Origin of the sequence: Oerskovia merdavium, from assembly GCF_014836755.1 — a bacterium.
GTDB lineage: Bacteria > Actinomycetota > Actinomycetes > Actinomycetales > Cellulomonadaceae > Oerskovia > Oerskovia merdavium.
Window position 1 is genome coordinate 11,906 of the sequence record NZ_JACSQF010000021.1, and the last position, 13,510, is coordinate 25,415.

At 71.7% G+C, this 13,510-nt stretch carries 11 protein-coding genes; 6 read left to right on the plus strand and 5 right to left on the minus strand.

What is annotated here, in order from left to right:
• Positions 1-232: 232 nt before the first annotated feature.
• Positions 233-1,006: an HAD-IIA family hydrolase gene (locus H9641_RS16840; protein WP_191805585.1), complete on the minus strand. Its 774-nt coding sequence runs from the start codon at positions 1,004-1,006 to the stop codon at positions 233-235.
• A complete protein-coding gene (locus tag H9641_RS16845; protein ID WP_318244656.1) occupies positions 1,003-1,929 on the minus strand; it encodes a DedA family protein in 927 nt (308 codons plus the stop codon). The genes H9641_RS16840 and H9641_RS16845 overlap by 4 nt, the downstream gene beginning before the upstream one ends.
• Before the next feature lie 182 nt (positions 1,930-2,111).
• On the opposite strand from H9641_RS16845, the gene H9641_RS16850 reads away from it, so the two are divergent.
• Together H9641_RS16850 and fbaA are read left to right on the plus strand one after the other, a co-directional pair.
• Complete coding sequence (locus tag H9641_RS16850) at positions 2,112-2,792, plus strand: TrmH family RNA methyltransferase (RefSeq protein ID WP_191805628.1); 681 nt, start codon at positions 2,112-2,114, stop codon at positions 2,790-2,792.
• A gap of 158 nt (positions 2,793-2,950) precedes the next feature.
• Positions 2,951-3,973, plus strand: a complete 1,023-nt coding sequence (fbaA, locus tag H9641_RS16855; protein WP_191805586.1) for a class II fructose-bisphosphate aldolase — start codon at positions 2,951-2,953, stop codon at positions 3,971-3,973.
• Between the two features lie 158 nt (positions 3,974-4,131).
• On the opposite strand, the gene H9641_RS16860 is transcribed toward fbaA, so the two are convergent.
• Positions 4,132-4,587: an STAS domain-containing protein gene (locus tag H9641_RS16860; protein WP_191805587.1), complete on the minus strand. Its 456-nt coding sequence runs from the start codon at positions 4,585-4,587 to the stop codon at positions 4,132-4,134.
• A 114-nt stretch (positions 4,588-4,701) separates the two neighbouring features.
• Here H9641_RS16860 and H9641_RS16865 point away from each other — a divergent pair, with 114 nt between their 5' ends.
• Positions 4,702-7,080 carry a SpoIIE family protein phosphatase gene (locus H9641_RS16865; RefSeq protein WP_191805588.1) on the plus strand — a complete coding sequence of 793 codons (2,379 nt, stop codon included), beginning with the start codon at positions 4,702-4,704 and terminating at the stop codon, positions 7,078-7,080.
• Positions 7,081-7,122: 42 nt separating this feature from the next.
• Here H9641_RS16865 and H9641_RS16870 read toward each other — a convergent pair whose 3' ends face one another.
• Entirely contained in the window at positions 7,123-7,464 is a 342-nt protein-coding gene (locus tag H9641_RS16870; protein WP_056652588.1) for an STAS domain-containing protein, read from the minus strand.
• A 69-nt stretch (positions 7,465-7,533) separates the two neighbouring features.
• On the opposite strand from H9641_RS16870, the gene H9641_RS16875 reads away from it, so the two are divergent.
• The 3 genes from H9641_RS16875 to purD all read left to right on the plus strand — a co-directional run bounded on the left by H9641_RS16875 (position 7,534) and on the right by purD (position 11,194).
• Complete coding sequence (locus H9641_RS16875; protein WP_191805589.1) at positions 7,534-7,974, plus strand: DUF3151 domain-containing protein; 441 nt, start codon at positions 7,534-7,536, stop codon at positions 7,972-7,974.
• Between the two features lie 393 nt (positions 7,975-8,367).
• On the plus strand, positions 8,368-9,654 hold the full coding sequence (locus tag H9641_RS16880) for an adenylosuccinate synthase (RefSeq protein ID WP_056652581.1): 1,287 nt from the start codon (positions 8,368-8,370) through the stop codon (positions 9,652-9,654).
• A 241-nt stretch (positions 9,655-9,895) separates the two neighbouring features.
• Positions 9,896-11,194: a phosphoribosylamine--glycine ligase gene (gene purD, locus H9641_RS16885; RefSeq protein ID WP_191805590.1), complete on the plus strand. Its 1,299-nt coding sequence runs from the start codon at positions 9,896-9,898 to the stop codon at positions 11,192-11,194.
• A 208-nt stretch (positions 11,195-11,402) separates the two neighbouring features.
• On the opposite strand, the gene H9641_RS16890 is transcribed toward purD, so the two are convergent.
• A complete protein-coding gene (locus H9641_RS16890) occupies positions 11,403-13,469 on the minus strand; it encodes a cellulase family glycosylhydrolase (RefSeq protein ID WP_191805591.1) in 2,067 nt (688 codons plus the stop codon).
• Positions 13,470-13,510: the final 41 nt, after the last annotated feature.

Consider the following 13,510-nt stretch of genomic DNA (forward strand, 5'->3'; position numbering starts at 1 on the left):
CCCCCCCCCCCCCCCCCCCCCCCCCCCCCCGGCGGTGCGTCGTCCCCTACCCGGCCGGTCGCAGCGACCTCGGACGTCGATCGGTAGCGGTTCGCCGGGCGCCCTGCCGGGCCGTGGCGAGGGGCGACCTCGGCGTGGCCGACCCTGCGCCTCCGGGGCCCCGTAGACGACTGCCCCGGTCTCCCCGAGCTGGTCGGGGGGACCGGGGCAGCGTGCTGTCCGGGGGCGTGCGTCAGACGAGGTCGACGAGGTTCGCGATCGAGTCGACGACCTTGCTGGGACGGAACGGGAACGTGTCGACCTCGTGGAGCTTGGTCGAGCCCGTCATCACGAGGTAGGTGTAGAGCCCGGCCTCGATGCCCGCCACGACGTCGGTGTCCATGCGGTCGCCGATCATCGCGGTCGTCTCGGAGTGCGCGTCGATGCGGTTGAGCGCGGACCGGAACATCATGGGGTTGGGCTTGCCCACGAAGTACGGCTCGCGGCCCGTCGCGGCCGTGATCATGGCGGCGACCGCGCCCGTCGCGGGCAGCGGCCCCTGCTGCGAGGGTCCGGTCGTGTCCGGGTTGGTGCAGATGAAGCGCGAGCCGCCCAGGATCAGGCGCACGGCCTTGGTGATCGCCTCGAACGAGTAGGTGCGGGTCTCGCCCAGGACCACGTAGTCGGGGTCGGACTCGGTGAGCGTGTAGCCGGCCTCGTAGAGGGCCGTCGTCAGGCCCGCCTCACCGATCGCGTAGGCGCTGCCGCCCGGGACCTGGTCGCTCAGGAACTGCGCGGTGGCCAGCGCGGACGTCCAGATCGACTCCTCGGGCACCTCGATGCCGGAGGTGGCGAGGCGCGCGCGCAGGTCGCGGGCCGTGAAGATCGAGTTGTTGGTCAGGATGAGGAACGGGCGCTCCTTGTCGCGCAGCGCGCGCACGAACTCGGCTGCTCCGGGGATGGCGTGGCCCTCGTGGACGAGCACGCCGTCCATGTCGGTGAGCCAGCTCTCGATCACGCGCGTCATCGGTGGTCCTCTCCAGGGGTGTGCTCGACGGCGTCCTTCGTCTTCTCGGACCCCGTCGCCGGGGCGGTGGTCGCCTCGGCGGTCGTCAGGGGGGTGTCGGTCGGGACGGCGGCCGTGGTCGGGACGGCGGAGGTGCCCGCGGTCGCGACGGCGGGGCTCTCCGCAGCGCCGGCGGCGGCGGTGGCCGCTCCGCCCGCGGCGAGCTCGGCCTTGGTCCGCTGCGACTCACGGCGGGCCCGCAGCACCTCGATGACCACGGGGACGACCGAGACGGCGACGATGAGGACGAGGATCGTCTCGATGTGGTCGTTGACGAACTGGATGTTGCCGAGCCAGTAGCCGAGCAGAGTCACGCCGACGCCCCACACGAACGCGCCGACCAGGTTGTAGGCGACGAACGTCCGGTAGCGCATGCCGCTCATGCCTGCGGCGACCGGGGCGAACGTCCGCAGGAAGGGGACGAACCGGGCCAGGATGACGGTGCGTCCGCCGAAGCGCTCGAAGTAGTCGTGAGCCTGGTCGATGTACTTGGTCTTGAGGACGCGGGCGTCCGGCGTGAAGAGGCGCGGACCGATCTTGTTGCCGATCAGGTAGGCGAGCTGGTCCCCGAGGAACGCGGCGGCGAAGATCATGGCGCACACGACCCAGATCGACAGGTTGAGCTCGTCCTGGGCGACCAGGAGGCCAGCGGTGAAGAGCAGCGAGTCACCGGGCAGGAACGGGAACAGCAGGCCCGTCTCGATGAAGACCACGGCGACGATGCCGAGCACCGCGTACACGCCGAACCTCTCGATGAAGCCGCTGATCATGGTGCGCGCGTCGAGCCAGTCCGGCCCCAGCGCGACCACCTGGGTGCCGTCGACGGCGGAGAGCGCCGCGGCCGTGTCGGGCAGCGTCGAGGTCAGGAGAAGATCGGTGAGCACGCCACCAGCGTAGTGGGCGTCCCGCTGCACGGACCTGGGCGGCGTGGAGCACCCTGTGAACATCGTGGGGGGATCCGGGGGCATGGTGACGCACCGGAGACAATGGGTCCGTGACGAACTCCTCCGCGCGCCCCCAGCACGAGGGTCGCCCCGCGCGTGACGACCAGCCCGCAGCGCCCTCCGTGACCCAGGCACCGGACGAGACCACGCACCCCCGCGGTGAGGACCAGGTCGAGGTGGGTGTGGGCCCCTGGCCCGGCGGTCGGGCCGCCTGGCCGACCGGCGAGCGCTACGACGTCGAGCTGCTCGAGCACGGCGACCGGCGCAACGTCGTGGACGCCTACCGCTACTGGACGGTCGAGGCGATCGTCGCCGACATGGACGCGCGCCGCCCTGTGGGAAGGCGCCTGCACGTCGCGATCGAGAACTGGGGCCACGACCTGAACATCGGGTCGGTCGTGCGCACGGCCAACGCGTTCAACGCGGCGGGCGTGCACATCGTGGGCAGGCGGCGCTGGAACCGCCGCGGCGCGATGGTCACGGACCGCTACCAGCACGTGAGCCACCACCCGCAGGTCGAGGACCTGCTCGCGTGGGCCGCGGCGCAGCACGACGGCGCGGGCATCCCGGTCGTCGGGATCGACAACGTCCCCGGCTCGATACCGATCGAGGGCTACCTGTTCCCACGCGAGTGCGTCCTGCTGTTCGGGCAGGAGAGCAGCGGGCTCTCGGCCGAGGCCCGCGAGGCGAGCCGGGAGATCCTGCACATCACCCAGCTCGGGTCGACCCGGTCGATCAACGCGGGGGCCGCGGCGGCCGTCGCGATGCACGCGTGGGCCGTGCAGCACGCGTACGAGCCCTAGGCGTCCCGACCTCCGGGACGTCCCAACCAGTGGTGACGGACGTCCACCAGAGGGACGGATCACACCGGCGGTAGGGATCCATGACAAAATCATGGGGATAACAGGGCGCGCGGCAGTGTCGTCGGCACCCACCTCCTTCCGTCATTGGAGTTCTGCAGATGGCTATCGCAACCCCCGAGGTCTACGCCGAGATGATCGACCGCGCGAAGGCAGGCAAGTTCGCCTACCCCGCCGTCAACATCACGTCGTCGCAGACCATCACCGCCGCCATTCAGGGCTTCGCCGAGGCCGAGTCCGACGGCATCATCCAGGTCTCCGTCGGCGGCGCCGAGTACGCGGCGGGCTCGACCATCAAGGACCGCGTCACCGGTTCGCTCGCCCTCGCGGCGTACGCGACCGAGGTCGCCAAGAACTACGACGTCACCATCGCGCTGCACACGGACCACTGCGCCAAGCAGAACCTGGACTCCTGGGTCCGTCCGCTGCTCGCGCTGGAGATCGAGCAGGTCAAGGCCGGCAAGCTCCCCACGTTCCAGTCGCACATGTGGGACGGCTCGTCCGTGCCGCTCGACGAGAACCTGATCATCGCCGAGGAGCTCCTCGAGCTCTCCGTCGCCGCGCGCACCATCCTCGAGATCGAGGTCGGCGTCGTCGGTGGCGAGGAGGACGGCCACACGGCCGAGATCAACGACAAGCTCTACACGACGGTCGAGGACGGTCTCGCGACGGTCAAGGCCCTCGGTGCGGGCGAGAAGGGCCGCTACCTGACGGCTCTCACGTTCGGCAACGTGCACGGCGTCTACAAGCCGGGTGCGGTCAAGCTGCGTCCGTCGATCCTCGCGGACATCCAGAAGGCCGTCGGCGACGCGATCGGCAAGGAGAACCCGTTCGACCTCGTCTTCCACGGCGGCTCGGGCTCCACGGCCGAGGAGATCACGGAGGCCGTGGACAACGGCGTCATCAAGATGAACATCGACACGGACACGCAGTACGCGTTCACGCGTCCGGTCGTCGACCACATCTTCCGCAACTACGACGGCGTCCTGAAGGTCGACGGCGAGGTGGGCAACAAGAAGGCCTACGACCCGCGCGCCTGGGGCAAGCTTGCCGAGGCCGGCATGGCTCAGCGCATCGTCGAGGCGTCGCAGCAGCTGCGTTCCGCGGGCCAGAAGATCCGCTGAACGGCTCGCTGAGCCGCCCGCGAGGGCGGTGAGCCCGGCGGGAGCCTCCCGCCACCAGAAGTGCCAGCAGGCCCCGGTCCGTCAGGACCGGGGCCTGCTGCGTGTCGCGGGGCCCGCCAGGGGCGCCCGACGGCGGAGCGACCGTCGGGCGGTCGTCCTCAGCGGTCGGTGCGCGGGAGGCGACGGCTCCCGTTGAGGTGCGTGACGCCGTCGGGCAGGTCGAAACCGGGGTCCTCGTCGACGATGTCGAGCATGTCCCCGATGCGCGTGACCTCGAGCAGGAAGCGGACGGTCGGGGGAGCGCGCAGCACCCGGACGCGATGCGGCCCGCGGGTCGCGAGCCGCGCGAGGAACGCCACGCCCGAGGAGTCCATGAAGGTCACGTGGTGCGCGTCGATCTCGACGGGGAGGCCCGTGGCCTCGGCGTCCGCGGTCGCGTCCAGCAGGTCCGGGCCCAGATCGGCGTCGATCTCGCCCGACAGCACGATGCGGGCGCGTGTCGCCCCGACGATGACGTGAACGCTCGCAGGGTCGGACTGCTCCGTCACGACGTTGCTCGACCCGGTCGCGGGGTCGTCAGGCTCGCTACCAACCGTGGTGTTACCGTCGCGCACGTTGCTCCTCCCAGCGTGGACCGGACCCGCACAGGTCTCGGAGATCACCAATCTACGGTTGAATGTCCACTCGGGACAGTAACGCGCTCACGGCAATCTCGGTCGGAGGTGGGAATGGTCGGCTCGTCGAGCCTCGGGCTGGGCTCCTGGGCCCGCGGTCCGCGCGCGGCCGGGGCCTCCCTGCCGGCGGGTGGTCCGGAGATCTTCGCGCGCGCCGCGCAGCGGTCCGGGATCGCCTCCTTCCTCCTCGGCCGTCGGTCCGAGGGCATGCCGATGACCTGGGTCAACGACGCCTTCTGCCGGCTCACGGGATACACGGCCGACGAGGTCCTGGGGCGCAGCCCGCGGTTCCTCGCGGACCTTCTCGCGGACCCGGGCGAAGCCGACCAGTTCCGGGCCGCGGTGCTCGAGGGGCACGAGGTCACGCGCACGGTCCGCAGCGACCGGCACGACGGCACGCCCTTGTGGACGCAGGTCTCGCTGTCCCCGGTCGACGAGGCCGAGGGCGAGATCACCCACTGGATCGGCGTGATGATCGACGTCACCGAGCACATCGACCGCTCCGCGGCGCAGCTCGCGTCGCTCGAGCTCGAGCGCCGGGAGCGCGTCAGCCTCGCGATCATCACCGAGACCTCGGACCTGCTCAACGACCTCGACTACCCGCTCGCGCTGCGAGAGATCTGCGACGTCCTCGAGGGGGCGCTCGTCGGGTGGGCCGGCTTCTACATGAACGACGACGGGCTGCGCTACGCCGAGGGCATCGACACGACGACCCCGCCGAGCGGACGCGGGCAGCGCCACGGCCGGTACATCGCGGACGGTGCCGGCGCCGTGGAGGGGGCCATGGGGCTCACGGACGCCCTCGGTGACGCTACGGGTCCCGCGGGGCTCGTGCCCGGCACGGTGATCGACCTGCAGGACACCGTGCAGGACCTGCTCGACGGACGGATCGACGGTCCGGTCCGCCTGGACCTGACGGCCGACTACCCGCAGTGGTCCGCGTCGAGCTGGTTGAGCCGGGACGTGCGGCAGCGCACCTCGGCGAGCGCCGAGGCGCCCGAATCCGTCCTGCTCCACCCGATCGCAGGCCGTCGGCGCGTCCTGGGGCTGCTCGCCACGAGCGGGCTGCCGGCGTCGGTCACGACGGCCCCCGACGCGTCGGGGGCCCAGGCGGTCCTGAAAGCGCTGGCGCGTCGTGCGGGCCTCGCGATCGACAACGTGCGTCTGTACGCCCGCGAGCACCGGCTCGCCGAGACGCTCCAGCGCGCCATGCTGCCCGAGCAGGCGGACGTCACGGGGCTCGACGTGTGGACCTACTACGCGCCCAACTCCGAGCACGCGCAGGTCGGCGGCGACTGGTACGACGTCCTGCAGATCTCTCCCGACGTCGTCGGCCTGGTGATCGGCGACGTCGTGGGCCACGACGTCGAGGCCGCCGCCGCGATGGGTCAGCTGCGGTCCGTGGTCCGTTCGTACGCGTACGAGCTCACGACCCCGGGGCCCGTGCTCGAGCGGGTCGACCAGCTCGTGGTGGGGATGCGCATCCCGCGGTCCGCGAGCCTCGTGTACGCGGCGCTCACGCACCGCTCGGCCGTGCCGTCCGCGACCCGGGCGTCCGAGCTCGACCCTGAGACGTTCGAGGAGGACGCGACGGTCCTCGACGCCGGCGCGACAGGCAGCGATGACTCGGACGGCCCGGGCGACGACGCGAAGAGCTGGGCGATCGAGTACTCGCGCGCAGGCCACCTCCCGCCCCTGCTGCTCCGCCGCGGCGAGGTGACCCAGCTCAACGAGGCGGGCGGCTCGCTCGTCGGGTTCGGCACCGGCACCCGGGCGACGGGCCGGGTCGAGCTCGAGCCCGGCGACGTCCTGCTCTTCTACACGGACGGGCTGATCGAGCGGCGCGACCGTGCGCTGCGCGTGGGGCTCGATGCCCTCGTGGAGGCGACCCGGTCGATCACGGCCATCGACTCGGCAGGCATCGGCGAGGAGCTCCTCTCGCGCCTCGCGGACGCCCCCGAGGACGACGTGGCGCTCGTGGTCGTGCGGATCCCGGACCCGGTCTCGGACCCCGTCACCTCGGCCCTGAGCCCGCGCAGCCGTCGCTGGCTCCTGCCGAGCGAGCCCGCGTCGATCGGGCGCGCACGCCATGCCGTGCTGCGCACGTGCCAGGCGTGGGACCTGGGCGACAGCGCCAACGCCGAGCTCGTGGTGTCCGAGCTCGTCGCCAACGGGGTCCTGCACGGCTGGGGCCACCTCGCGCTGCGCCTGTTCGACACGGGGGACGGCCTGCGCGTCGAGGTCGAGGACTCCAACCCTGCACCGCCCGTCTCGACGGACGGGCACGCGCACCGGATGGGCGGGTTCGGGATGCAGATCGTCGAGCGCCTCGCGGACTGGGGCTGGCGTCCTGCGGGCTCGGGCAAACTCGTGTGGGCGCGGTTGCGCCCGCTCGGGGAACGCCCGGACAGGACGTCGAGCGCCTCGGACTGAGGCCCGGTCAGGCGCAGGCGGGACGGGCGGTCGAGGGACCGGTCAGGAAGCGTTGGCCCCCGCCGGCGGGTCGCAGCGGTGGTCGACGTCGATCCGGAAGAGGTCGAGCGCGCCGCACACCTCGAGGACGAACAGGTCCCGGTCGTCGCACCCCCGCAGGACGGTCGCACCGCCCCGCTTGCGCCCGGAGTCGGCGAGCGAGATGAGGAACGCCGCGCCGGTCGAGTCCATGAAGGTCACCCGGCACATGTCGATCACCAGGAGCTGGCGTCGTAGTCCGACGACGCGGGCGGCGATCTCGGGGAACTGGTCCCGTTCGGCGAGATCGAGGTCCCCTGCGATGACGAGAGTGGTCGTCGCGGGGGAGGTGGAGATCTCGATCATGGTCCTGACTCTAGGCGGGTGCGCGTCTCGGTGCACATGCGCTCGTCAGGGGCCTGCGAGAATCGACGGATGTCGACCACACCTGTGCGCCCCAACCTCCTCGACGGACCGCCTCCGGTGCGTCTGCCCGCCGAGCCGGACGTCGTCGCCGGCCTCGCCCGCGGCGACGAGCCGTTCGGGCTCGCGGCCGCCCACCCCTCGTCCTCGCTGCTCTGGGCGGTCCTGGCCGAAGCCACGCTGCGGGACGGCGGGGAGCACGCCCCGGTGACCGCGTACGCGTTCGCGCGCACCGGGTACCACCGGGGCCTCGACGCGCTGCGTCGGGCCGGTTGGCGCGGTCAGGGCCCGATCCCGGCCGACCACGAGCCCAACCAGGGATTCCTGCGGGCGCTGCTCGCGCTGCACCGCGCCGCCGCGCTCATCGGGGAGACCGACGAGGCCGACCGCTGCGCCCAGTTCCTGGTCGACTCGGGCACCTCGGTCGACGAGGTCGCCGCGCTCGTCGTCTGACGCAGCCAGGACGTCCTCGGGACGTCTCTCCTCGGCGGCGCACCCCGTCGCCCCGTCGCGCCCCCGTCGTTCGTCGCCCGGGGTGCCCGGGGTGCGTGCCCGTGATCCGCACCGGACCGGGACGGGGGCGGCGCCGTCGGACACGTGGAGCCTGCCTCGTGGACCAGGGGAGCCGTCCAGGGCAAGGACAGGTAAACTCGTCCCGGCTTCCGGGTGACTGCCGCCCGGACGTGCCTCGGGCCCGCAGAGGACCCGCCGACGAGACGCGACACGCATCGACAACCGTCGACGACGCGTGCCGCCGTTCACCGGCCGGTCTGTCCCCTGTACGTGCCGGTCGGTGCTGGTCCGTGACCCGGTCCGAGGAACAGGCAGTCTGAAAGTGGGGAATCCATGCCAGGCGTGGTGCTCATCGGTGCCCAGTGGGGCGACGAAGGCAAGGGCAAGGCGACCGACCTCCTCGGTTCGCGGGTCGACTACGTGGTCAAGTTCAACGGCGGCAACAACGCCGGGCACACGGTCGTCATCGGGGACGAGAAGTACGCCCTGCACCTGCTGCCCTCCGGCATCCTCTCGCCGGGCGTGACCCCCGTCATCGCGAACGGCGTGGTCGTCGACATCGAGGTGCTCTTCCAGGAGCTCGACGACCTGATCTCGCGCGGTGTGGACGTCTCGCGCCTCCTGGTCTCCGGGAGCGCGCACGTCATCACCGGGTACCACCGCACCATGGACAAGGTGAGCGAGCGGTTCCTCGGCAAGCGCCGCATCGGGACGACCGGGCGCGGGATCGGGCCGGCGTACGCCGACAAGATCAACCGTGTCGGGATCCGCATGTGGGACCTGTTCGACGAGAAGATCCTGGCCGAGAAGATCGAGGGCTCGCTCGACCAGAAGAACCACCTGCTGGTCAAGGTCTACAACCGTCGGGCCATCACGGTCGACGAGACCGTCGAGGAGCTCCTCGCGTACGCCGAGCGCGTCAAGCCGATGGTCGCGGACACGTCGCTGATCCTCAACCAGGCGCTCGACGCGGGCAAGAACGTCCTCTTCGAGGGCGGCCAGGCCACGATGCTCGACGTCGACCACGGCACCTACCCGTTCGTGACGTCGTCGAACGCGACGGCGGGCGGCGCGGTGACCGGTTCGGGCGTCGGCCCCACCAAGATCTCGTCGGTGATCGGCGTCATCAAGGCCTACACGACCCGGGTGGGCGAGGGTCCGTTCCCCACCGAGCTCTTCGACGAGATGGGCGAGTACCTGCTCAAGACCGGCGGCGAGTTCGGTGTGACCACCGGTCGCGCGCGACGCTGCGGCTGGTACGACTCGGTGATCGCTCGCTACTCGAGCCGCATCAACGGGATCACGGACCTGGTCGTGACCAAGCTCGACATCCTCACGGGCATCCCCAAGATCCCCGTGTGCGTCGCCTACGACGTCGACGGCGTCCGCTACGACGAGATGCCCACGGACCAGACGGCGTTCCACCACGCCAAGCCGATCTACACCGAGTTCGACGGCTGGACCGAGGACATCTCCGGCTGCCGGACCTTCGAGGACCTGCCGGCCAACGCGCAGGCCTACGTGCGCTCGCTCGAGGAGCTCTCGGGTGCGCGGGTCTCGGCGATCGGGGTGGGACCGTCGCGCGACGCGATCATCCCGCTGCACGACCTGCTGCACTGAGACACCGCCCCCGCGCCTGCTCCTGACCACGGGGAGATGTTCCAGGTGCGCTGACGGACGACTCGCAACAGGGACGGACGCCGCGGATCCCCGACCTCGTGTCGAGGGTCCGTCGCGTCCGTCTTCTGTGTCCGGCGATCCTCCGGAGGGGCGCGACGGCAGCGCCGCGCGGCAGGGCTGCCCGGTTGCGGTGCGTGGACGCCTCGGGCTCACAGCGCACCGATCGGTAGACTGCGTTCCCGTGAAGATCCTCGTCATCGGTTCGGGTGCCCGCGAGCACGCCATCGTCCACTCCTTCGCCCAGGAGTCCGTCGCCTCGGGCGCGGAGGCGCACGAGCTGCACGCCGCTCCGGGGAACCCGGGGATCGGAGAGCTCGCGACGCTCCACGCGATCAGCGCGGTCGACGGCGAGGCCGTCGCGGCGCTCGCCGTCGAGCTGGGCGCCGACCTGGTCGTGATCGGTCCGGAGGCCCCGCTCGTGGCCGGGGTCGCGGACGCCGTGCGGGCGGCCGGCATCGACTGCTTCGGTCCCAGCGCCGAGGCCGCAGCGCTCGAGGGCTCCAAGGCGTTCGCCAAGGACGTCATGGCCGCCGCGTCGGTCCCCACGGCGCTCGCGCACGTGTGCACCGACATCGACCAGGTCGCCGACGCGCTCGACGCGTTCGGTGCCCCCTACGTGGTCAAGGACGACGGCCTCGCCGCGGGCAAGGGCGTCGTCGTGACCGACGATCGCCAGGAGGCGCTCGAGCACGCCCAGGCCTGCTTCGCGACGCCCCGTCCGGGCGCGGGCGACCCCGTGGTCGTGATCGAGGAGTACCTCGACGGACCCGAGGTCTCGCTCTTCTGCCTGTCGGACGGCACGAGCGTCGTCCCGCTCGCCCCGGCACAGGACTTCAAGCGCGCGTTCGACGGCGACGCAGGCCCCAACACGGGCGGCATGGGCGCCTACAGCCCTCTGCCCTGGGCCCCGGCCGGCCTGACCGAGGAGGTCGTGACCCGGGTCGCGCAGCCCACGATCGACGAGATGGCGCGCCGCGGCACGCCGTTCGCCGGCGTCCTCTACGTGGGCCTCGCGCTCACGAGCCGCGGTACGCGCGTGGTCGAGTTCAACGCGCGCTTCGGAGACCCCGAGACCCAGGTCGTCCTCTCGCGGCTCGTCACGCCGTTGTCCGCGGTGCTCCGCGCAGCGGCCCGCGGCGAGCTCGCGGACTTCCCGCGCCTGCGCTGGTCCGACGACGCGGCCGTGACCGTCGTCGTCGCAGCGAACGGCTACCCGGCTGCCGTCCGCAGCGGGGACCCCATCACGGGAGTGGCCGACGCCGAGGCGATCGAGGGCGTGCACGTCCTGCACGCGGGGACCGCGCTCGACGACGAGGACGTGCTGCGCAGCGCCGGTGGCCGTGTGCTGTCGGTCGTCGCGCGTGGCGAGGACCTCCAGGAGGCACGCCGTCGCGTCTACGCCGGGGTCGACAAGATCGTCCTGCCCGGCTCGCACCACCGCACCGACATCGCCGAGAAGGCCGCGCGCGAGCAGCGCTGAGGCCGTGCACGGCGAGGACCCGCGAGCTGGTGCTCGCGGGCCCTCGCCGTTCCGGCCCGTCCGACGGGGCCAGGTCGATGGGGTGCGTCTCGGCCGACGGTCGCCGACGCACCCGGTCAGGAGGTCGAGCAGGCCTTCCCTGCGAGCGTGATGCTCGTCCGGGTGCCGCCCGTGCCGAGCCCGGCGGCGAGACCGAGCCCGACGCGTGTCAGGCGCTCGTGCAGGGCTGGCCGTCGAGCGCGAAGCCCGTGGGGGCCGCCCCGGTGCCGTTCGCGTTGAAGCCGAGCTCGACGCTCGCGCCCGGGGACAGGGTCGCGTTCCACGGTGCGTTGGCGACCGTGACGGCCGTGCCCGACTGGCTGAACGTGCCCGACCAGCCGTTCGTGACCTGCTGACCTGCCGGCAGGGTGAAGGTCAGGGTCCACCCGTTGCGGGTCGTCGAGCCCGTGTTGGTGACCTTGAGCGTCCCCGTGTAGCCCGTGCTCCAGCCGTTCGCGGAGAACGTCACGGCACACTGGCCCGTAGGGGTCACGGGACCGGCCGACGTGGTCACGGTCCGCGCGCCCGACGCGGGGGAGACGTTGCCCGCCGCGTCACGCGCCCGCACCGTGAACGAGTACGTGGTCGCGGCCGACAGCCCCGTCAGGGTGGCGTTCGGAGCGCTCGTCGTGGCGACCTTCGTGGCCCCCGTGGCGTCGTTCCGGTAGACGTCGTAGGCGGTCACGGCCCGGTCGTCGGTCGAGGCGGCCCAGGTGAGCGTCACGCCCGACGACGTCACGTCGGTCGCGCTCGGGGTCCCCGGCACGGTCGGTGCCTGGGTGTCCGGGACGGGCGTGGTGCCGCCGTCGCCGTACAGGTCGCCGAGCGACCGTCCCGTCGTCGAACCGGCCCCGCCGAGCGGCACCTGGTGGTCGAGCGAGACGAACTTCCCGCCCTCCTTCCACAGGGAGGGCTCGAGCAGGTCGTACTTGGCCTCGTCCCACGTGGTCCAGTCGTGGTTGAGCAGCCCGCCCGTGTCGCCCGAGTTCGGGTTGATGCACCAGAACGTGTGGCTGATCCGGTAGTCGACCATCAGGTCGCGCAGCGCGCGCATCCACTTCTCGTTCTTGCCGCCGTCCAGGAAGCCGCCCCACTCGCCCACGAGCAGCGGCGCGGTCTCCTGCTTCCACAGGTACAGCCAGTTCGGGTCCCACACCTCGGCCTCGAGCGAGGCACGGTCCCAGTCGGCGCCCTCGAACCAGGGCTGCGCGGAGACGAGCGGCCCGTAGTCGTGCGGCGAGTAGACGAGCTGGTCCTGGTGCGCGCCCAGGTCGACCGGGTGGTCGGCCGCGCCGCGCAGGTTGCCGCCCCACCACGTGTTGTGGAAGTCGTCGAGCCCGCGGTCGGCCCAGGTCTTGCCGGCCTTCGGGTAGACCTGGACACCCTCGACGAGGATGAGCAGGTGCGGGTTGATCGCGAGGATCCGTGCGGCGGCCTGCTCGGCGACGTAGCGCCAGTTGTCGGCGTCGCTCGACCCGTCCCACTTGGCGCGCAGGGTCTCGGACTGCGAGCCGTGCGGCTCGTTCTTGAGGTCGGCCGCGACGATCGTGTCGTCGTCCGCGTACTCCTGGGCGAACCACTCCCAGCCCGCGTAGAAGTCCTCGACGGTGAATCCCCCGTGGGTCCACAGGGGATAGACGTGGCCGGAGTTGTCGGCCGTGGCGCTGTGGAGGTCGATCATGACCTTGAGCCCGTACTTCTCGCACAGCGAGAGCCAGTGGTCGAAGATCTCCTTGTTGTCCATGCCCACGAGCTCGGGGTTCACGTACGTGTTGACGTTGGGCGACGCGACGGTCTCCCCGTCCTTCCACTCGAGCAGCAGCTCGGTCGAGACGGGCACGCGCACGATGTTGATGCCCCGCTCGGCCATCGAGCGCGTGATCGCCTCGAGGTTGCCGGACCACAGGCCGTGGAAGACGCGCTCGCTCGCGTTGAACCCGAACCAGTTCGCGCCGGTCAGCCAGACCTCGTTGCCCGCCGCGTCGACGATGGTCGAGCCGTCGGTGTGCAGCCAGTCGTCGGCCGGGACGCCGGCGAGGGACACGTCGGCGGCCTCAGACGGGGCGAGGGACGCCGAGGTGGGAGTCGCGGACGAGGTGAGCGGCGTCGTCGGGCCGGAGAGGGCTGCCGCGGACGGCAGCGCGCTCGCGACCAGGACGGCGCCCACCGCGATCGCGGCGTACGCGGCCCTGCGCCGGGGGCGGGGGCGGGAGATCGGATCCTGCAGAGGACTCATGGAAAGGCTCCTGGAAGAAGGACCGGGCTGCCCGGGGCCGC

Bases quoted from the DNA above. Each gene is read 5' to 3' on its own strand.
- H9641_RS16890 (WP_191805591.1), bottom strand. From the start codon at position 13,469: ATGAGTCCTCTGCAGGATCCGATCTCCCGCCCCCGCCCCCGGCGCAGG.
- H9641_RS16875 (WP_191805589.1), top strand. From the start codon at position 7,534: ATGTCGACCACACCTGTGCGCCCCAACCTCCTCGACGGACCGCCTCCG.
- H9641_RS16865 (WP_191805588.1), top strand. From the start codon at position 4,702: ATGGTCGGCTCGTCGAGCCTCGGGCTGGGCTCCTGGGCCCGCGGTCCG.
- H9641_RS16840 (WP_191805585.1), bottom strand. From the start codon at position 1,006: ATGACGCGCGTGATCGAGAGCTGGCTCACCGACATGGACGGCGTGCTC.
- fbaA (WP_191805586.1), top strand. From the start codon at position 2,951: ATGGCTATCGCAACCCCCGAGGTCTACGCCGAGATGATCGACCGCGCG.
- H9641_RS16870 (WP_056652588.1), bottom strand. From the start codon at position 7,464: ATGATCGAGATCTCCACCTCCCCCGCGACGACCACTCTCGTCATCGCA.
- H9641_RS16880 (WP_056652581.1), top strand. From the start codon at position 8,368: ATGCCAGGCGTGGTGCTCATCGGTGCCCAGTGGGGCGACGAAGGCAAG.